Annotated in this window: 13 protein-coding genes and 2 pseudogenes; 11 read left to right on the forward strand and 4 right to left on the reverse strand. The window is 56.1% G+C overall.

From position 1 onward, the window contains the following. Positions 1-560 precede the first annotated feature (560 nt). Complete coding sequence (locus XH84_RS32675; protein WP_128948580.1) at positions 561-1,841, forward strand: aminotransferase class III-fold pyridoxal phosphate-dependent enzyme; 1,281 nt, start codon at positions 561-563, stop codon at positions 1,839-1,841. A gap of 647 nt (positions 1,842-2,488) precedes the next feature. After that, the gene (locus XH84_RS32680) at positions 2,489-3,226 is read left to right on the forward strand and encodes a hypothetical protein (protein WP_128948581.1); all 738 of its coding nucleotides are present in this window, start codon (positions 2,489-2,491) and stop codon (positions 3,224-3,226) included. 98 nt (positions 3,227-3,324) lie between these two features. Here the strand turns inward: XH84_RS32680 and XH84_RS32685 are convergent. Then, positions 3,325-4,427 (reverse strand): IS3 family transposase gene (locus XH84_RS32685; protein WP_128948582.1). Its coding sequence is split into 2 segments (ribosomal slippage): positions 3,325-4,166 and positions 4,166-4,427, totalling 1,104 coding nucleotides; the frame shifts between segments, so codons are not numbered across the junction. A gap of 96 nt (positions 4,428-4,523) precedes the next feature. Between XH84_RS32685 and XH84_RS32690 the strand changes: the two are divergent. After that, positions 4,524-5,692: pseudogene (locus tag XH84_RS32690) on the forward strand (IS3 family transposase). Positions 5,693-5,723: 31 nt separating this feature from the next. On the opposite strand, the gene XH84_RS41505 reads toward XH84_RS32690, so the two are convergent. Then, on the reverse strand, positions 5,724-5,846 hold the full coding sequence (locus tag XH84_RS41505; protein ID WP_283811982.1) for a hypothetical protein: 123 nt from the start codon (positions 5,844-5,846) through the stop codon (positions 5,724-5,726). A 120-nt stretch (positions 5,847-5,966) separates the two neighbouring features. Here XH84_RS41505 and bioA point away from each other — a divergent pair. The 6 genes and pseudogenes from bioA to XH84_RS41710 all read left to right on the forward strand — a co-directional run. Continuing rightward, positions 5,967-7,117 (forward strand): annotated as a pseudogene (gene bioA / locus XH84_RS32695) (adenosylmethionine--8-amino-7-oxononanoate transaminase); the annotation flags it as partial. 1,243 nt (positions 7,118-8,360) lie between these two features. Next, the gene (locus tag XH84_RS32705; protein ID WP_128948584.1) at positions 8,361-11,519 is read left to right on the forward strand and encodes a hypothetical protein; all 3,159 of its coding nucleotides are present in this window, start codon (positions 8,361-8,363) and stop codon (positions 11,517-11,519) included. Next, positions 11,519-11,995: a hypothetical protein gene (locus XH84_RS32710; RefSeq protein ID WP_128948585.1), complete on the forward strand. Its 477-nt coding sequence runs from the start codon at positions 11,519-11,521 to the stop codon at positions 11,993-11,995. Before XH84_RS32705 ends, XH84_RS32710 begins: the two co-directional genes overlap by 1 nt. Further along, positions 11,992-13,215 (forward strand): phosphorylase family protein, encoded by a 1,224-nt coding sequence (locus XH84_RS32715; RefSeq protein WP_128948586.1) that lies wholly within the window; start codon positions 11,992-11,994, stop codon positions 13,213-13,215. The genes XH84_RS32710 and XH84_RS32715 overlap by 4 nt, the downstream gene beginning before the upstream one ends. Positions 13,216-13,424: 209 nt before the next feature. Next, positions 13,425-13,706: a recombinase family protein gene (locus tag XH84_RS41705; protein ID WP_347338889.1), complete on the forward strand. Its 282-nt coding sequence runs from the start codon at positions 13,425-13,427 to the stop codon at positions 13,704-13,706. Positions 13,707-13,742: 36 nt separating this feature from the next. Continuing rightward, a complete protein-coding gene (locus tag XH84_RS41710; protein ID WP_347338890.1) occupies positions 13,743-13,859 on the forward strand; it encodes a hypothetical protein in 117 nt (38 codons plus the stop codon). Positions 13,860-14,159: 300 nt separating this feature from the next. On the opposite strand, the gene XH84_RS41965 is transcribed toward XH84_RS41710, so the two are convergent. Beyond that, on the reverse strand, positions 14,160-14,321 hold the full coding sequence (locus tag XH84_RS41965) for an integrase core domain-containing protein (protein ID WP_430641996.1): 162 nt from the start codon (positions 14,319-14,321) through the stop codon (positions 14,160-14,162). A 727-nt stretch (positions 14,322-15,048) separates the two neighbouring features. On the opposite strand from XH84_RS41965, the gene XH84_RS32725 reads away from it, so the two are divergent. After that, entirely contained in the window at positions 15,049-16,620 is a 1,572-nt protein-coding gene (locus tag XH84_RS32725; RefSeq protein ID WP_128948587.1) for a PLP-dependent transferase, read from the forward strand. Between the two features lie 413 nt (positions 16,621-17,033). After that, positions 17,034-18,191: an MFS transporter gene (locus tag XH84_RS32730; RefSeq protein WP_164937414.1), complete on the forward strand. Its 1,158-nt coding sequence runs from the start codon at positions 17,034-17,036 to the stop codon at positions 18,189-18,191. 609 nt (positions 18,192-18,800) lie between these two features. Here XH84_RS32730 and XH84_RS32735 read toward each other — a convergent pair. After that, on the reverse strand, positions 18,801-19,902 hold a 1,102-nt coding region (locus XH84_RS32735; RefSeq protein WP_245471933.1), incomplete at its 5' end, for an IS701 family transposase.

Genomic DNA, 19,902 nt, shown 5'->3' on the forward strand with positions numbered 1-19,902 from the left:
CGCCGCGCTGACGAGAGCTCGCCTTCGGACGCGCGCTGGCGCTCCAGGGGCGGCATTGCACTGCCGGGCGGCGTGGAGTGAACGTTAAGAAGGCGAATCAATCGAGCCCGTTAGTTCTGCGAGCGGAATTGGCGGCGAGTTTGCAGCGATTATAAAAGATATTTGTCGGCCCAGATCTAGCATTGGACTGTATGCTCGATTGCATCAACCAAGGCTCGGCGCGAAGGGTTATCTTGTTGCCTACTGCTAAATTGGTGCGCGAACCTCCGCAGGAAGCTTAGTTGCGCCGGTCCTCGCATTCGGTTCAGTTGACCTATAGCTCACTTAATAGGGTCCGATGCTCGATCTTTTGATCGTACTGAGGGCAAGTTGAGGCCGCTCGATGAATTTCTGTGTAGGTTCGAGTTTTACCTGCCAGGATAGATAGGTTTGTTCTGCCCGGTTCTGCGGTAAGTGAGTGAAACTAATTCGGGAGCACATGCTGTGCTGCCGAGCCAGCGCTGGGCGATCGCTGTTGGCGGATCGCAGTGCACGAAGGGCTGGGTAGCGAGTCGGGTGAAATGCACGAATTGAAGTCGCTAGAATCGAGCCGCCGCTTTGATACGGAGACCTCTCCCGTTGTTTTGAGTCGAGCGCGCGGCTCGATTGTTCTGACGGTGGATGGCAGGAGGATTATCGACTTTTACTCAGGAGCTGGGTTGCTAAACTATGGCCACAACAATCATCAGATCAGGCAGGTTATTCTCGATTATCTAACGTCAGATGCGGTGGTCAACGGATTTAAGATTGCGACTTCCGCCAAGCTTAAGTTTGTTGATACGCTCAGATCTGTCGTGCTTCGTGAACGGAACTTGCTGCAATATCATTGCGAATTCACTGGACCAAGTGATGCCAATGCCATTGACGCAGCTCTAGAGCTCTCACGCAAAGTGACGGGACGTGAGAATATTGTTTTTTTCACCCGTGGACAGAGCGGCGTGCGTCCGGGATCCATTGCTCTGCGCTGTGGTGGGCTTCGCCGTACTACCGTTGACGTGTCCCCACGCGGACTAACTCTTGTCCCGTACGACGGCTATCTTGGACCCGTGAGCACAACTGACTATTTGCGAAAGCTGTTGCTTGAACAGCACAGCGGCATTGATCGTCCAGCTGCCATTCTGGTCGAAGCTGTACAGCGAAAGAGTGGCATGAACGTAGCTCGCAAAGAGTGGTTGCGGTCGGTCCAGGCAATTGCGAAAGAGACTGGCGCCGTTCTGATAGTCGACGATAGAGAAATGGGCTGTGGTCGGACAGGCCAATTTTTTAGTTTCGAGTTCGCAGGCTTATCGCCGGACATCGTTGTAATGTCGAATTCTCTGAGCGGCTGTGGTCTGCCATTGTCAATGCTGTTGATTAAAGATGAGATCGACCGCACTTGGTCTGTCCAGCACGCGGGTACGGAAAAGACCGACATTGCATTTGCAGCTGCAAGCGCTGCCATTGATATCTATTGGCGCGACTGCATCCTCTCTGAGGAGGTGCAGCGCATGGGAGAGCTTGCGCAGCGCCGGCTCAACGATATTGCATGCTACTATGGGAGCAGCTTTTCTGTTCGGGGGAGGGGGCTGGCGTTGGGGTTTGATTGCCAGACATCGGAAATTGCAGAAGCGACCACACGTAACGCGTTCGCGAGGGGGCTGTTTTTTGAACGATGCGCTTCGGCCGGTGAGGTCATACAATTCTTGCCCGCACTCACGATTGACAGCGAGACTCTCAATCGGGGCCTTGAAATATTTGAAGAAGCCTTGGCGGAGGCCCTGAACCAAAGAGGGACTTCGAGGCTTCAATCCCAGCGCGGATAGAGACAAAGATGGTTTGACCTGACCTGGCACTGAACTGCGTGTCGCCTTTTTGTACGCAAAGTAGGAGTGAGCAATGGACGTCCGGATTACGCGGCCGATGTCCTTCGTGGCGAGATGGGCGGCATGGGCGCGGTGCTCCGCGGTAGCGGCGTGGTGATGCTGGAAAGGGTCTGCAAGCAAGCGGTGGCTGCGCCAATGTGAGGGAGGCGCAAGTGCTCTCCGTGTGGCTACGGAGCGGTGCCGCCGAAAAATACATGAGACGCTAGCCGTTGCTGGATGCAAGCTCAGTGGGAAGTCAAAGCATCGAAGTATCGTCAGCCAATCAGATGGGCGGGGCCCTGAAGATGATTGTCCTGGGTGCGGCGCGGTGCAGGTGAAAGCTGGTGAACGAGTTCTGTGTTCCTCGAGAAAGCTGGGAGCCGACGCGAAAGAAGTTCGCGTCGGAATGCCCAGCGGCCCGTCCAACAAGACTTGCGAGTTTTTGATTTCGATCAGGTCAATGTGAGCGCCGCGCGTTCTTCTTGTGCGTACCTGCATACGAGTGGCATCCTACCAATTAGCCTGTAGAGCGCCCACGAGAAGAGGTAGTACGACATTCATTGTCCAGAGCGCATAATGTTTGATTGTTGTAGCCTGGGAGGTAACTCATGACGGTAGACGAGAGGGTGGCAGCAATGAGCGCACGCATTCCGGTGCATGTCTCACGGTGCATTCCAATATATGACACCATGGCTGCTCAGAAAGATATTAACCTGTTAATGGGGTTCGACTTTCAGGAATATGTCTCAATTACCCAGGCAACTCCGACGAAGGGGCGAACATTTCCCAACTTTCGGCCTGACCGATCGACGATTCGCCCAAGCGATGGATATTGGGTCGTTGGTCTCGACAGGAATAGCGACGTCGTGCTTACAAATGCTGCTCGGCTGTATGACCTTTCCAACGGTAATTTTGCGGAGCATCTTCGGTCGCTGAGGGCGTTTTACAGTGACCCGATCGCACATGCACATGTTGATGATCGTTGCGTTTGCATGGCGGCTACGGCGGAGGAGATGACCGGCAAAATAGCCTACAATGGGGATCTTTGGGTACGCAGAGATCTCAGGGGACAGGGTGTCCCGAGGATGATAGCCCGAGTTACACACCGCGTGTCGTATGCTATGTGGGCTCCCGATTTCTTATGCGCGCTTGTGGCTCGCTGGCGAGTGAATAAAGGACTTCCGCATTACCCTCATCATGAATCCGGCGGAGCGATCTTGCGGCTGGTGAAAGAGGATATTGCTGAGGATAATTGGCTAGTGTGGGTAACAGGTCGAGAGTTAAAAGGTGAACTCGACGATTGCTGTAAGGATATTTTCGCCGCGCCATCACTCGGTGTGTGGTGACCTGCCACTGAGTATTTCCTCCAGTAGGAGTTAGAGTCCGGCCGAAGTGCAGCGAGACCGAACTTTGGACCACCCAGAACTAGAGTTTTGCGCCGCTGTCACGTTGGCGGGCTGGGCGCGCCGACGTGGGTTTGCAGCAAAATCGGCGGTCGATTGCCGATCGCCCCATGGGGCCGTTCTTGGTTATAATATCTGCGCCAAGTCTCCACTTTGTGCTGGGCGTCCGCAAGCGACAGGAACCAGTGAGCGTTGAGGCATTCGGCCCGGAAGCGGCCGTTGAAGGCCTCAATGAACGCGTTGTCGGTTGGCTTACCGGGCCGCGAGAAGTCCAGCGTGACGCCGCGCTGGTAGGCCCAGAGGTCAAGATCGCGCGACACGAACTCGCTGCCTTGATCGACGCGGATCGTTGCCGGGAATCCCACTTCCTTGCAGGCCCTTTCCAACACCTCCACCACGTCGGTGCCGCGGAAGGTGAACCGTGGCGCCAGCGCCGGCGAGAAGCGGGAGAAGGTATCGATGATCGTAAGGACGCGCAGCTTGTGTCCGCTCGCCAACTGATCATGGACGAAGTCCATCGCCCAGGTCTCGTTCGACCGTGTGGCCGGCCTGCGATCATCGCGCAGCTTGGCCTTGACCCGGCGCTTGGGCGTTTTGTTGCGTAGTTGCAGGCCCAATTCGCGATAGATCCGCCGCGTCTTGTTCTGGCCATGGCGCCAGCCTTCACGACGCAGCAGAACGTGAACACGACGATAACCGTAGCGGATACGCACATGGCAGATCTCCTTGATCTTCTGTTCGAGGGCAGCCTGGCCGGAGCGACGGGACTTGTAGTGGTAGGTCGAGCGGTCAAATTCGAGAGCGTCACAGGCCCTGCGGATCGAGACCTGCCATCCGCTGCGAACCGCGTCGACCAGCATGCGCTTCCGTCCAGGCTTGATAGCTTTCGGCGGATCACGTCCTGCAGCATCTCCTTGTCGAGCGACAGGTCCGCGACCAGCTTCTTCAGCTTGCCGTTCTCCTCCTCGAGCTGCTTCAGCCGGCGCATCTCGGTCGGCAGCAGCCCGTCATACTTCTTCTTCCAATTGAAGTAGGTCGCCTGGCTGATCCCGGCCTTACGGCAGATCTCCGCCACCGCAACCCCGTCGTTGCCCTGTTTCAGGATGAACGCCTTCTGGGCGTCCGAAAATTTCGAGGCCTTCATGGTCCATCGCTCCTCCCAGCCGAGGGGATTTACGCAGCGAAACTCTAGCCAAAAATGGTCCAGTTTGCCGGCCGCAGATCAAAGAAGGACGGACAGATGAAGGGAGCAAGGTTCACGGAAGAGCAAATTATCGCGGTATCGAAGGAGCATCAGGCTGGGGCCGAAGACGGCTGACCTGGCTCGCAAGCATGGGATCTCCGGGCGACGATCCACAATTGGAATATCAAATTCCGCAGCATGGATGTTTCCGAGGCCAAGCGGGTAAAGGCGCTGGAAGAGGAGAACGGAAAGCTGAAGAAGCTCCTGGCCGAGCAGATGCTCGATGCGGCCGCCCTTCGCGAGCTTCTTTCAAAAAACCGTAGGGCCCGCCGTCAAGCGCGCTGCGGTCGCGCATCTGCAGGCCGTCAAGAGCCTGTCGGAACGGCGGGCCTGTTCGATTGTCGGCGCGGACCGGAAGATGATCCGCTACGGCTCCAGCCGCCCTCCGGACACAGCTCCGCGCGGCCGGTTGCGCGATCTCGCCAGCGAGCGGCGGCGGTTCGGCTACCGCCGGCTATTCGTCCTACTGCGACGGGAGGGAGAGCCCTCGGGGATCAATCGGATCTACCGGCTTTAGCACGAGGTAGGGCTCACCGTCCGCAAGCGGCGGGCTCCGCAAAGCTGCGGGAACCCGTGCCCCGATCCTGATCGAGGCGAGGCCCGGCGCGCTGGTCGCTGAACTTCGTCCACGATCAGTTCGCCAACGGGCGGCGCTTCCGCATCCTCAACATCGTCCATGACGTGACCAAGGAATGCCTGAGCGCCATTTTGGATACGTCGATCTCAGGACGGCGCGTCGCCCGCGAAGTGACGGCAATCGTCGAGCGACGCGGCAAGCCAGGAATGGTCGTATCTGACCATGGCACCGAGTTCACCTGCAACGCCATGTTCGCCTGCAGCGAGGGCACGGTCATCGATTGGCACTTTAGCGCGCCGGGAAGCCGATGCAGAACGGCTTCATCGAGAGTTTTAATGGCAGAATGCGCGATGAACTGCTCAACGAGGCCCTGTTCTTCGATCTCGATGACGCCCGCGCCAAGATCGCCAATTGAGTCGCCGACTACAATCTCCAGCGTCCCCACTCGTCGCTGAGGCGGCCTACGCCGCCCACCTCACCGCAACGGACGATCGGCTGCGCAACCCCGACCAGCTCCGCCAATCGTCCGTTGCTCCACCCGCACCACTTGGCGTACAAAAACCCTGAGACCCTAACTGCCGCTGGATGAAAATGAAGTGGCAGGTCAAGCGCCATCACCCCTAATTGCCGTTGTCGTTCGCGAAGCACCCTTCATCCTGCAGCAGGAACCCGAGCGCCAGCGGCGCCTCGCAAGCCTGGTTGCATTCACGCAGCAAAAGGTGGACCGCGGCGTGCGATGCCATTCCAGCTCGCAGATCTTCCCATACATGGTAGGTGACAATGCTCCTACGACGCGGCTCGCACGCCAGAGGCGCTTCAGAGTGCATTTACGTCCTCGTTCCGTGCGGCGATTTCAGTTCATCATGCCAATGATTAAGTCTCCAATTTGGCATCCGTTTACGCAGCCCGCGCTTCAAGGCGAGACGACAAAGATCTTGCGCGAGGAGGGGGCTTTCCTTCACTACCGCTGACGGTAGACGCATCATGGACGCAATGTCGTCCTGGATGATCGTGGCCCACGGTCATTGTCACGCGCATATTGTGAGTGCCATCCAGGACTAGGCGAGCAAGCTCAATCAGAGTATCTTGGCGGTGTATACGCACCAGCCAGCCGAGGAGCGGCGCAACTCTTGCAATTCACGCCGCCCAGTCTTGAGCATGTCTTCTTCTCAGATAGCGGTTCGACAAGCGTCGAAGTCGCGCTGAAGATGGCGCTCGGCTATTAGAATAACATCGGCGAGCAGCGGACTCGCATTGTCGCGATGCAACACTCCTATCATGGCGTTACGGTGGGAGCGATGTCGGTCGGAGCCCGTGGCGACGTTCAATGTGGCTTATGAGGCCCTTCCATTTGACGTCAGACCAATACTGCTCCCAGCAACAGATCGCGAGCGCGAGACGCTCAATGCGCTATATTCGGTATGTCACGAGCAGATGCCAGCGGCTTTGATCGTGGAGCCCCTGATCTTAGGGGCGGCGGAATGCTGATGTACCCAGCGTGGGTACTAAGGGAGATGCAGCGGATCTGCCAAGAAGGGGACGTTCTCTTCATTGCAGATGAGGTCATGACCGGCTGGGGCCGAACGGCTACGCTGTTTGCCCGCGAGCGGGCCGATGTCACACCAGATATCGCCTGCTATTCGAAAGGGCTCACTGGTGGATCTCTTCCGCTCGCAGTGACGCTCTGTCGCGCTGATGTTTTCGAGGCGCCACTATTCGAAAGATCGCGATTTGACGTTCTACCATTCGAGTTCATATAAGGCGAACCCGCTCGCCTGCGCCGCTGCAAAAGCAAATCTGGATCTTTGGCAGAACTCCGAGGCGCGCACCCGCGTATCGGCCCTAGCATCCATGCAAGAGCGCGCAAGCCGCGCTTTGCAAAGGTTCGGCGGACGGCACCATCACTGCGCTTGATCTGAAAACAAGTGACCACGCCTAACTCGCGATCATCGGTCCGAAACTCCAGGCCTTCTTTAAGCACCTAAATCTGCTCCTGCGTCCGCTCGGAAATACGACTACGCAATGCCGATCTGTTCGCTTGATGCATTCCGAGCAAGAGCTCCGAAATTTCTGAAATAATCCGCTTGAGGTGAAGTACCTCCCTGAGATTCCAGAACTTGCGCGGCAGAACGCGGTTATCGCATTATTCAAGCTGGAAATATCAGTTACACGTCTGAAGGCTTGGCGCAGGTGCTCATCTGAGGGCGGCCACGCCAAAAGCGCGTATCAGGTCATTCTGCTGAGCCCACTCGCTCCTGCATACCTCAGAGTCGGAATTGGCGTCGCCGCACGTGATGTGCGGGCGCTGTGACGTGGAAGTGGAGAATGCATAGGGCGCATCGAGGTGGGCCGAAGGAGGCAAAGATGCGCGATAACTCACACGCTTTCGGTGGTGGATCAGGAAGGTGCTGCGGGATTTGTGGCGGCAAGTTCGGCCTGATCCGCTACTATTGCTGGCGGACGGCGCTCTGCTCCAAAAGGTGCGTAGATGGCTTCAAGGCGCAGCGGGAGATCAATCAAGTGGCTTCGCTGGTTGCGAGCAGCTTGATCGCTTGCATGAGTGACTCCATCCGGCGTTAGCCAGGCGACGAATTGTCGCAAAATGCCACGGTCTGCCGGGGATATCGCAGCGCGAGTGCGTACGCAGACGCGGGCCACAATTTCGTATGAAATGCTGAAATTGGCGTAGCGCTTCGATCTTGTAGGTTACGAAAATGGCCGTGCGAAAAGTTCGCACGGCCAAGTCAGGGAGGAAACGCCCCAAAGGGCGGCTAGAGAGAGCATAGAGTGAGTGCCCACACTCACTGGGAGCTCCAAGCTTGTGCCTACGGTCAAGTTGCGCAAGCCCAATGTAAGAGTATCTGTTGGTAGTGCCGATTGGGCGCGAATTTTGAGCTTGCTTCGCATGTTTTATGCGAAGAGGATGCATTAGATGCAGCTATTCCGTGAGCTCCCCAATTCACAATCGTCAAGTCATGCGACGCGCTGTATTCGGCGGACGAAACATAACAGTCGGCTCGATCATCTTCGACGATGGCACCGAAGTCACCTGCAATGCCATGCTGGTTTGATGCAAGGCACGGTGGGAGCACTGTCACGCTCTGCGCAAAAGTGCGCTCGCGTGTTTGTCTGAAGGACACCTTGTCTCCCCAGAGTACGCTGCGGCGCAAATATCCGTCTTGCGCCGCTGTGCGCGTATTCTAACGTTTGCAAACCTGCCGAGAGTTGTATACAGGCGTTATTGGCGACGAGGGGCTATGAAGAAACCAGTAAATTTCACACGACTCCGCAATTTAGCGCGGGGCGGTCAGAATTATCGTCATCTTCGTTGGAGAGTGTTTTCGCTTCTAAGTGAGAGTGCAAACGCAGGTGTTGCGCCGCTGTCCGAGTATCTGAGTGCCACATTCTTTTCACTCGTGTCCAATCCCCATCAGTACGACGAGACAGTCTATCCTCTTCAGGCGCTCCCGCTGATGGAGAGAGACTGGAAAATTCTGGAGGCGTTAGCTGATGAGAGAAGAGAAGCGGTTTGTAGCGCTTACTTGGAGCTCGTGACCAACTACATTAAAGTAAATCGCAATGCCGTTCGCAGATTGATCGAGGTGGAGTCGAGCGTGTCGCGTGACATTCTCAACCTCGAGATGCGAGATGCATTAGAGGCGTTTTCCCAACTCAAGGCCGTCGACAAGCAGTCCTTGTTCGCGTTCAAGCTCTATTGCGCGATCAATGCGGATAATAATGAGCGGATTGCCGACTACTTCGCCAAGAACCCGCATTCGGATTGGGTGCGTCAACACTTTCTGTATCCCCTGATCTTCTATTTTATCAATGTGCCGACGAAGGAAACATTCGAGCAGGTTCTTACCCAAACATTTCCAAATCCTGGACAAAGGAATTCGGAGCTCGGCCTGGTCAAGCTGCTGGTCGCCGACGATGTCGATTTCAGGACGAGCCTTGCCTTCAAGTGCTATTCGGCCCTGCTTTGTCATCCCTTCGATGCATTTCAGCTGCTTCTGTCATATTTTGAGACGGCTATTGCGGCCGGCCGCGTGCTGGCAGAAGCGGAGCTGAGTTGCGTTCGCTCAATATATGAGGCAACCGACTCGCCGCGGTTTAGGACCGTTCTCGATATGGCGCAGGGGCGTCGTTGGGATATTGTTTGCTCTCCGGGACGGCTTCCGATCTGTGCTCATCTTAACTTGTCCCGAGATGAGTCTCGATTCCTAGAAGCGTTTGTCAGCGTGGATCAGGATGCGCCTAAAACCAAACTCGATGGAATATACCCGCAATTAAGTCGGTTGCGTTGGGAGCGCTATCCTAACCAAACGGACTTCGGCGACGTTGTCGGAGTTGGAAGGAGATATGGCTTCTGTGAGGTGGGGCGCCTTGTAACAGTGCTGCTAACATCGCTGTATATGATCGAACGGCGAAGTCGCGGGGACGAATTTCTTCACCTGATTCGGCAAGTACATTTTTTCGGTACCCTTTCCCCCTTCACTCTGTGCTCGCCGCGTGGCGCTGCAGCATTGGACTCCAATCTCTTTGCCGCCGTCGGTGACCCCGAGCAGATAGTCGATGCCTCAATGTCTCTCGTTGATGTGGATACTCGATGGTGGCTGAAGCGAATTCACTGGCGTCTTCGCTCCTCCGAGCGAACGATGAGGATCTCAGAGTGGCTGGCGACTGTTCGACGGCATATTCCGCTCTCGGGAAACAGTCGCTTTTTGTCTGGGATAGACTGGTCTTGGATCGACCAGGTAATTGGAGCGCTCAGAATTAGGCCGTTCCAAGGAGACTTGGATGGAATATACGTGCTTTTGATCAGAGCGGTTGAGCAGCGGCAGCGCGAGCCTAATTCCTTGATGCTGGCCCTCGCGCCGCTCGCGCCGTCCGGAGGGCGCGTTGGGACTTTGGTTCAGAAGCTAATTGAGCATTACAGGAACGACGCGGTCGCGTTCGTTCGCTTCTTTCTAACTCCGTCTATGATTTTGAAGATGCGTTTGGAAACGAACTATACAGCAGCCTTGTCGGAGCGCCTGAACGCGTTGGAAAAGTGCGCCGCGGAGTTCGGTTTCGAAGACGAGATTATGACAGCGGAGCAATTTGCGTTCGAGCAACGGTCTTTAACAAGTGCTCTTACCTTCATTACCGTTGGCACAGCTCAGTTTGAGCTGCCATGGGAGATCTTTACAACGGATGCGCTCTCAAGTGTTGCAGATGAATTCAGAACATTTTTGGCGGTTGACAAGACCTACAACTCGTTGCCGCTCCTTTCTGACGCACGAACCTCGACCTCTCACGTATATCGTAACAAGGAGGTCAGGACGTATGAGTTTCGTAATCGAGAGTGGCCGCTCGTCGTCACCATATGCTTGATCATTGATTTGTTTCTGTCCCATCCGTCCTACGGGATTGAATCAATACTCGCTATCCGGATTCGGCACGATAATCTTCGCAGGGAGTTCGCGTTGGCACTTGCCGCGCTGCGGCGTACGAAAATGCTGGATGTGACGAATGACGAGAAGGCAAGGTGCCTGCAATTATTGGAGTCCAGCGTATATTCAGCTCTGCAGTCTTGGATAGATGTGTACATGCACACCAAGAAGACCAAGCTGCAGAGAGGGATATTCGAGTTCTTGCCCGATCAGGCTGAGATGGCCAGCTTTGTTGCGCAATTGCATGATAATAAAGTCTTGGAGGATGTGGTTGGACTGATCGCGAGCTGGTTGCGACAAAGGCTTGATGTGGCGCTGCACCAGGCGAGATCTAAGCTGATGGAGGAGCTACAGCCATCGCTGCGCACTGCGATGGATAGTGCCCGGAATGCTCTGGCGGGAGAGCAGGTTCGCATGTCTGCGGTGGAGCGAGTGATTGGCACAGCGGAGGTGCAGGTCATGCAAAAGGTCGGCGAGCTTCAGGCGTGGTTTGAGATGCCGATTGTGCCACGTAAGGAAGGGCTTTCCTATTCGGAGCTGAAGTCGGCCGTGGAAGGCAGGTTCCATGACGAGGTAGCAAGTGGGCGATTGATCATCACCTTCGAGGCCCGCCGGTGGGCCGACGAGGTGATTGCTCCGGAGAATATTCGTCCATTGTTCGATCTTTGGTGCGAGCTCACTATCAATGCGCTGAAGTACAGCGAGCGAGATGAGATCCGGATTAGAGTGCATCCTTATGAGGACGACTTGGCTCGTGGTTTGGTGTTTTCGTCCCTAAGGCGCGTGGGACGCATGATAGTTGAAAAGTTCGTTGGGGTGCCGACGTCCGTGAACGAGCCGATGCTGAAAGCGGGGAAATCAGGCCTGAAGATTGTGGCTGCACTGTCCGCATCTATCATGCGTCGGACCGTCACCGTGGAGGTTTCTGAGCGAAAATTCAGCTTCCATGTTCAAGTACCACTTGTCTGTAAGGTGAAGTGATGAGTGAAGGGCCAGACATTCTCGTCGTTGAAGACGTGGATCACAAATACGACGACGTTATTCGACTGATTGAGAGCATTGCGAGTGGCAGATATGGGTTCGTGCGCGCCAAGACGGTTGTGGAAGCAGCTGACCTGATAAGAGAGGGGCGGTGGAAATTGCTCATTCTTGACATCTCGATGGATATCGCTCCGGGGAGCGGGGCGACCGTACGCGATGGTCACGCAAATCTCGGGGGGCTGGATATTTTGGAGCAGATGTACTTGCTCGAGAAAGAGATGCCGACGGTGATAGTGACGGGCTTTGACTATTTTGTCAGAACGTCCTTGGAGGAAGACACGAGCGACTCACATACTCTCCTAGATCTGGAGCGGCAGGCGAGGGCTTGGATCGGTAGCAATCTGCTAGGTTGCGTCCGATACGGTTCCCTAAAATGGTCTGAACGTTTGAAAGAGCTGATTGGAGGTGCGTTATGAAGACGCTTGTGGCGCACGACCGTGCGGAGGTAGCCGAAGCTGTACTCCGGGTCGTGGAGGAGTTGCAGTCCGAAGGCTCGGAGGTGATCGTTTCTGAGGATGGGGTATCAACGAGGGAGCATCTGCGTACAACGCTGTTCGATCTGGTGATCCTTGATCTGACCCTTCCTTACATTAAGAACAAATCGGCGATCGACTACTCGGTAGTTGAGAATCTTCTCATCGAGTTGTTTGAGGGAGATACGTTAAATGTCCCAGGGGATCTCATTGGCCTGACCAGAGAGAAGGCGGCACTCGATAAAATTGATACTCGCATAGGGTCACATCTTCTAGCGATCGTTGAGGAAGACGAGAAGGGACTGTGGATCGAACGGCTGTGCGACAGAGTGGCATTTGCCAAAAAGGTCAACCGATCGCGCCTTCTGAGTATCTTCCAGCAGCATGACTATGACATTGCCATTCTGACGGCTCTGGACAAGGAAAGTGCGCCGTATAGCGAGTTATTCGAGCTGAGGGACGTTGCTCACTGGCCCGGGGCAAAGGAATTTCTTTTCAGTGATAAGGGTGGGGGGATCAGGAGGGGAGTTCTTCTTTCAGTTGGACGTGCCGGGCAGGCTCCCTCGGCATCGTCTGCGCAAGCGCTGCTAACGCACTTTCGGCCCTCGCTGTTCTTGATGTCGGGCTTCTGCGGTGGATTCTCGGACAAGACTAAGTACGGGGATATTCTCATGGCTGAGAGTGTCTTTGACTGGGACAGCGGAAAGTGGAAAGGGAAGGGTGACGATGCGAAGTTTGTTCCAAGGCCAGAGCCGATAAACATTCGCGACTCGCGGGCGCACCGCGTCGCCCGGGAATTGCTGAACTCCAAGCTTCATAACCAAGACGCGATCGTCGGTCGGCTCAACGAATTGTCAAATGGCGAGCTGAATAGCATTAACTTCCAACTTGGGCCGATCGCGAGCGGATCCGCAGTCGTTTCGCACCTAACCACGATCAAGCTCATTGAGCAGCTCAATGAAAAAATACTTGGAGTAGATATGGAGGCTTACGGGTTTTACTATGCCGCATATTCTACAAGGGTGGTGAAACCGTCCTTCCTATTTATTAAATCGGTAGCCGACTTCTGCGATGCAACGAAGGACGATCGATTGCATAGCGCTTGCTGCTACCTAGCTGCTTGTGCAGTGAATGAGATCGTCAGAAAGCGCTGGCAGTTTTAGTCAGGGCCGAGAAACTACGGTAGTAATTGTCATCCGATAGGTTTGTTGCGCGAATGTCATTCGTGCTGCAGCGCCGATTGACAATTCCCACGCTGGCAGCAGGCGATGAACCGTGGATTCAGCGCTGCCGGATAGCCGATGTCCTCGTAAGCCGCCGGACGTCCGTGTTACGAAAACTTGTTTTGTAAGGGCATGGACGTGGACGGAAAATGGATCTGCTACCTTCGCGTCAGTACCGATCGGCAGGGAAGATCAACGCTGGCGCGCAGCGCAATTCTGTCACCGAGTTCCTGAGCGGCGGCAATTGGAAGCTGGTCAAGGAGTTCGGTCGAAAGCGGCAAGCGGACGGATCGCCCATGCTGGATGAAGCCATTAAGGCCTGTCGAGCCTGCGGCGCCAAGCTGGTCATTGCGAAGCTGGACCGTCTGTCGCGCGATCACTTCCTGCTGGGCCTCGAGAAGGCCAGCGTCGATTTCGTGGCGGCCGAATAGCCGTACGCCAACAGGCTGACCGTCGGGATCATGGCGATGGTGGCAGAGGAGGAGCGCAGAATGATCAGCAGGCGCACAAAGGACGCCCTCGCAGTAGCCAAGAAGCGCGGCACGAAACTTGGTGGTGATCGTGGGATGATCCCGAGCACGTAAGCCCGTAAGGTTGCTACTGAGGCGCTACAGGCGCGTGCGGCGTCCATGGCGGCCGATATCGCCCCAATCATCAACGCTACGGGCGGCCGGAAAAAAGAGTCTGCGGGCCATTGCAGAGGGACTGAATGAGCAGGCATTCCGACGGCGCGCGGGCAGGGGTTCTGGTCTGCGGTGTAGTTCAAGCGAACCATCGAAAAGATCAAAGGAGCTTCTGCACAGCCTGGAAGGACTGGCGCGCACCACAGACGTCGATGGAACAGTGAAGTACGCCGATAAGGTCGGGTGAATGGTCCTCGCCTGTCACTCGCTGGAACTGTCCCCGTTAGACCGGACACTCGGCCGATCTAATTGAGCAATGTACTCCCGAGGTGAGCGGTAGCCCATCGGTGAGTGCGGGTGTCCTGAGTTGTAGTCGTCCATCCATTTGTCGATCCGCTGCGCAACCTCGACCGGCTCTGCCAATCGCCCGTTGCTCCACCTGCCAATCGAGTTAGAAAAACCCCGAGACCCTAACCGCCGCTGGTGAAAGTTCGGTGGCAGGCAACGCCGCTCAACGGTTAAATCGGCGAACGATGCCGATTTGTTGACGATCGTTGAGGTGTGACCAGAACGGCAATTGGCCGGCCGGCTGCTTCATGCCCCAGGAATTCGCGATCTGCATCGTCAACGCTGAAGAAGCCTCAACATGACGCACTCACACTTGGATCATCGGAATGGGAAAAGCTCGCTAACGGTAAGCAAAGCGATACGATGCTTTGTCAGGTTTGTTGGGTTCGCCACGCTCGTGTTTCGATCGTGTCGCAGAGCCAAACAGATTGAGAAGTAATAAAGTGGTAGTCCGGCGCATCAGCGAAGTGGCATGAGTTTTGATGCTCTTGATCGCGACGCCGTAAGGGTTGCCGAGTAGATATCATGCTCGGGGCGCCGTCATGGGTGGCGGAGGGGGGAAAGCCGCATAACGACGTCCGTCAAATCGCATGCCATTAGATGCTGAGCATAGATTGAACCTCCGACGCTATGCGCGAGTCTCGTCGACCTTCGGAAGAAGGTTGCGAAGACTGCCCCAGCGCTCCTTTGCTGGACGGGAGTGCTGGCAGAGCAGGGTCCGGATCTTGTAAGCGCTTCAGCTGCTCTTGTTGCCTTGACGCAGACGCCCGATCGGTGACCGAAGTGTTAGAAAGGTACTTGAATGAGCTTAGATGATCGCGATCATGCGCCGCATGATAGCCCCGCTGCAGGTCAAGTATTCCGGGAACTCGGCGTTGAACCGATCATTAATTGCACCGGCGTACGTACCTCTTACGGCGGATGCAATCCAAGGCGGTCTGTGCTCGCCGCAATGGAAGCCTCCAGCCAAGGCTTTGTCGTTCTGAATGAACTGGCGGAAGCGGTTGGACGGAAATTGGCTGCGCTCACCGGTGCCGAATGGGGGCTCGTCACCGCTGGAAGTGCAGCAGCAGTAAGCCAGGCGGTTGCTGCTTGCGTAGCCGGTAACGATCCAGAAAAGATGCTGAAGCTCCCGTTACGAGGCGAGAAAATAGTGGTTGTCGCAGCTGATCAGCGAATGGCTTACGAGCATGCAATCCGAGCAGTCGGTTGTATGGTGCGTCCTATCTGCCGTGCCTCAGATCTAGATCAGATCCAAATTGAGAAGATCGCAGCAATATGCGTTGTTGCCTCAGATATTCCAAAGTCGGCCTTGTCGTTCGAAGAAATCGCTCTGCGCTCCAAGCAACTGGGAATCCCGCTGATTGTGGACGGGGCCGGACAAGCCCCCATGTTTCCCAACATTTGGCTGCAAAACGGGGCAGATCTCCTGATTCATTCAGGCGGGAAGTATATCCGCGGACCGCAATCGACGGGCTTCCTACTTGGCTCGGAAAGACTATGTAGAGCAGCGTACCTGAATGGACCTCCTGGTCAATCGTTTGGCAGATCCATGAAGGTCGGTAAGGACGAGATCATTGGCGCTTACGTCGCGTTGGAGCAATGGGTAAGGGGGGGAGCCGCTCGTGCGATGGAAAGATGGCGCGAGTGTATTTCGATATTGAAGCGCGAGTTTTTGAACGCGCCTGGGCTCTCCGTCGAAGAGATCGAACCAGACTCTGCATTCTGTAATCCACGAATAGCAGTTTCTTGGGAGAAAGAAACATTCTCGGCGAACACCGACCTGATTGTCAAAAAGCTAGCCAGCGCCCGCCCGCGCATTGTGCTGCACGACTGTTGGCAACGCCCGCAACGGATCGTAGTCGATCCGACCAATCTGACCAAAGTCGAAGCTGAGATTGTTGGCCGTTCAATCGTTCATGCCATTGCAGAACGGCCTTCAGCGCCAGCGGCACCTCCAGAGGCCGCTTTCGAGGAGCTAGCGGGAGCATGGCAGGTGTTTATCGACTTTCTTCACGGCAGCGCTGTCCATGCGTTCATGCTGCGACAGGATCGCCAGAATATTGCGGGCACGCACATCGGCGCTGAGGTCTCGGGTAACTGCCGAGGCAACATAGTTGGATCGAAATTAATGCTGTTTTCACAATTGCCAGGCGATCCCCTGGGCTTAGACTACGAGTTCGAAGGGACGCTTCGCGATGGCAGCCTGAAGGGCGTTGTTTATTTAGGTGCATCCGCAGCTAAGTACTGCGGCGTTACCTTTCGGAGGCAATTCGGACGAGCGAGTTGGCGCGCTGGGCGTCCGGTAAGAAATCCCACCGATCGTGTAAGAACAAATCACACCGATGGCATAAAGTGTGCAAGTCGTCGCTAGGCGGTTCTCTAAAGGCAGCCCGAGCAAACTGCAGATGCTCAGGAAGGATCATCTTCGACAACAATTCGACCCAGTCCATGCTCGCATACTCTTGATGGGGGCGGCCAAGCCGATAGAAGCGTATTTGGCCGCCTCGAAATGCAAGTGCGCTCGATATGTGTTTTTGGTGCAGACCACGGTTACATCGAGGCCTACGGGAGGCGTGTGGCCGAGGCGCCGCAACCGACGCGACCAAACGGCGGTCGAGAGTCGTCTACCACGTAGTTCGTGTTATTCACCATCGCTGGTCTGATCGGGCGAAAGCGGGGAACAGCGCCTACCGCGCGTAATCCGCAATAGTTAAGGCACTCGGCGATATGCGACCGGAACCGAGAAGATCGAGACCCACCCAGGAGGATGGCAGTCTGATCGTTGTGGCACTGGGCGGTGCAGGAATTATCAGCTACGGCACACTTTATTATTGCGTGGCGGCCATTGCAAAAGAGGCTTCCCGTGACCTCGCAGTCGCAGAGGAGTGGATACTCGGTTGTTTCTCGTTTGCTTTGCTTGCCAGTGCGCTGATGTCGCTGGTTGCCGGTCGCCTCATGGACCGATACGGCGCAGGCAAGACAATGAAGGTCGCCTCATTCGTTGGAGCTGCTAGCCTAGGAATTGCAGCAACTTCTTGGAATGCGGTCGTTTTTGCAATCGCCCTGTTCGGTATGCAACTTGCGTCGGCATTTCTCTTTTATGAGGCTGCGTTCGTGTTTTTGGTACAGCGAGATGCGGTCCACGCGAAACGGCAAATGGCTGTCTTGACACTGATCGTCGGCTTCTCGTCAACGCTGTTTTGGCCGTTGACCTCGTTGCTGCTCACTTCGATATGCTGGAGGCAAGTCTGTTGGATCTATGGAGGCTGCAATGTTCTCCTCGCTCTCCCTTTAATCCAATTGGCTCTTGGGAAGTCCTCCGCAAGGCTTGGAGATCAGAACACGGTCTGTGGCCCGCAAGCCCAGTCCTCTTCCAAGCCGACTGTCCTCGTCCTCATGACGGTAGGCTTTTCGCTGACGACATTTGCTTTTTCAGCGTTACTCAGTCGAATGATTCCTATCCTTTCGTCGATCGGTTTAGAGCTGCAGGAGACAGCCTTGGTTTCCACGCTCTTCGGCCCGTCACAGGTCGCGGTACGGCTATTTGCGGGATCGTTTACCGAGAGGATATCGCCAATTCAACTCACCATTCTCTCATGTGTTATGCTCTCAGCGGCGACATTCGCTATTATACTGGCGTCTCACTCTCTGGTCGGAATTGCAATCTTCGTTGCCTTGGTGGGGTTTAGCTCTGGTCTAAACAGCATCTGCCGTGGGAGCTTGCCACTCTCAGTCTTCGGGCCGGATGGGTATGGAGCACGGGTCGGGTTGATCACGACCTTCCGATTATCGACGGCGTCGTTCGCGCCATTCTTCTTCAATTTCATCCAAAACAACTATGGCGTCAGGCTTGCCTTGGCTTCTCTAGCCATCTGCGGAACAGCAAGCACGCTTTCATTCGCACTCGTGAGTGCCCGATTGAAGCGGGAACCAGGCCGTTGAAGAAGTGGGCCGATCGGCCTGACGGCGAGCCGGACGCGGACCGGATCATCAATAAGTGTCCGCCACCTTATGAACGATCGCAAGGGTCTGAGTTTAGGCTTATCACGCTGAACTCGACGTTAGCGCGCATTCTGGAGAGCCGTGGTGTGCGAGAGGCGCGATCAACTGGGCGGTCCGACTGCAGTACCGAATGAGAGACGTATCTCGCTTCGCCGGGCCAAAGCTCTAAATGACAAGTGCCGCCCCACTGAGGAGCTGCACTTTGCAATTATCTGGTACTCTAGACTTGGCCATCGCGATCGCGACCGCTGCCTGGGACGTGTCAACAAGCGCCCGCTGGCGGTCCTTTCGAGGCGATTGAACAGCAGCTGCTATGGGAGAGAACGTCAAGGTAACCGACCACAGCTCGAGTCCGCCTCGTCCACACATTCGCATGAAGGGAGGAGCTGCCGCCTTAGCTCACGCAACCCATTAATCTTACTGCGTCATGGGCGCGGACGTCCATTTGACATTGCGCCGGCGCCACAGCAGGGACATCGCGGCAGGGTTTTGATGAGGGCACGGATCAGTCGGGCGCGCATGGTTGCGATTGAGTTCGGGATGTGGCGTTCAGGCCGCGCGGGCGGAGCCTCTGGGTCGATAATTGTCGGGTAAGCCAAGTACCGGGACTGGCGTGGCGGAACGAGGTCCTGAGGGGGGAATCGTCGCCTGTTCGGCGATCAAGAAGCCGTAGGCTGCGATACACAGAGTCGCGTGGTGATGGAAGCCACGCCAGCCCCGCCCCTCGTAGTGGCCGAGCCCGACCTCCTGCTTGAGCTCCTGATAGTCACGCTCGATGCGCCAACGCAGTTTGGCGAGGTCGACGAGACGCTCGAAGCTGATGGTCTCCGGCAGTGTGGCAAGCCAGTATTTGGTGGGCTCTGCTTCACCCTCCGGCCATTCGATCAGCAACCACTCCGACGATAGCTTCTCAGGGATCAGTTTGTTGTACCCGACCCGGACGCGCACACGTGCAAAGCGCGAGGACAGCCGGTCGGCCGAGCCTTCGCGCCACATCACCGTGCGCCAAGCCTGCTTGGGTAGAGCAAGCATCACCTCCTTGGCCGAGACCAGATCGGGCTCGTCGCGTCGGCCGGTATTGTTCAGCGGCCTGTCCTTGCGCCGCGGGCCGGTGCCGGGTCGCCACATCAAGGTTCTCGGCAAGATACCGGCCACATAGAGCACGCCCAAGGCTGTCATGCCCGCGCGGAGCCGCGAGTCGTTGCCGTAGGCCGTATCCATCAATCCGACGCCACGCGGCAAGCCGGCTTCGCAAGCCCAACGTATCTGCTCCAGCGCGATCTCCGGTTTGGTCCTGAACTTGATCTCCTTCGGAACACCCGCCTTCTTCCGGCGTGCGCGATCCTTCGCCCAGGGTTCCGGCAGATACAGCTGATAAGCCACCGGAAGGCTGGCGGCATGGTTAGCGATCGACAGAGACACGGCCACTTGGCAATTGGCCTGCTTGCCGAGCTGACCGCAATATTGGTGGTGAACACCGATCGAATGCTTGCCTTGTTTGGGGAATGACGTGTCGTCGATGATCCACGCCTCGATCGGCTCGCTCTTCTCGATTGCGTGCGGATTCCGATCGATGTCGCCCAGGATTCCGAGATGATCTCGCCCACCATTCCGATTTGAAGTCGCCCACCCGTTCCGAGATGATGTCGCC

It is taken from the genome of Bradyrhizobium nanningense (genome assembly GCF_004114535.1).
GTDB classification, from domain to species: domain Bacteria; phylum Pseudomonadota; class Alphaproteobacteria; order Rhizobiales; family Xanthobacteraceae; genus Bradyrhizobium; species Bradyrhizobium nanningense.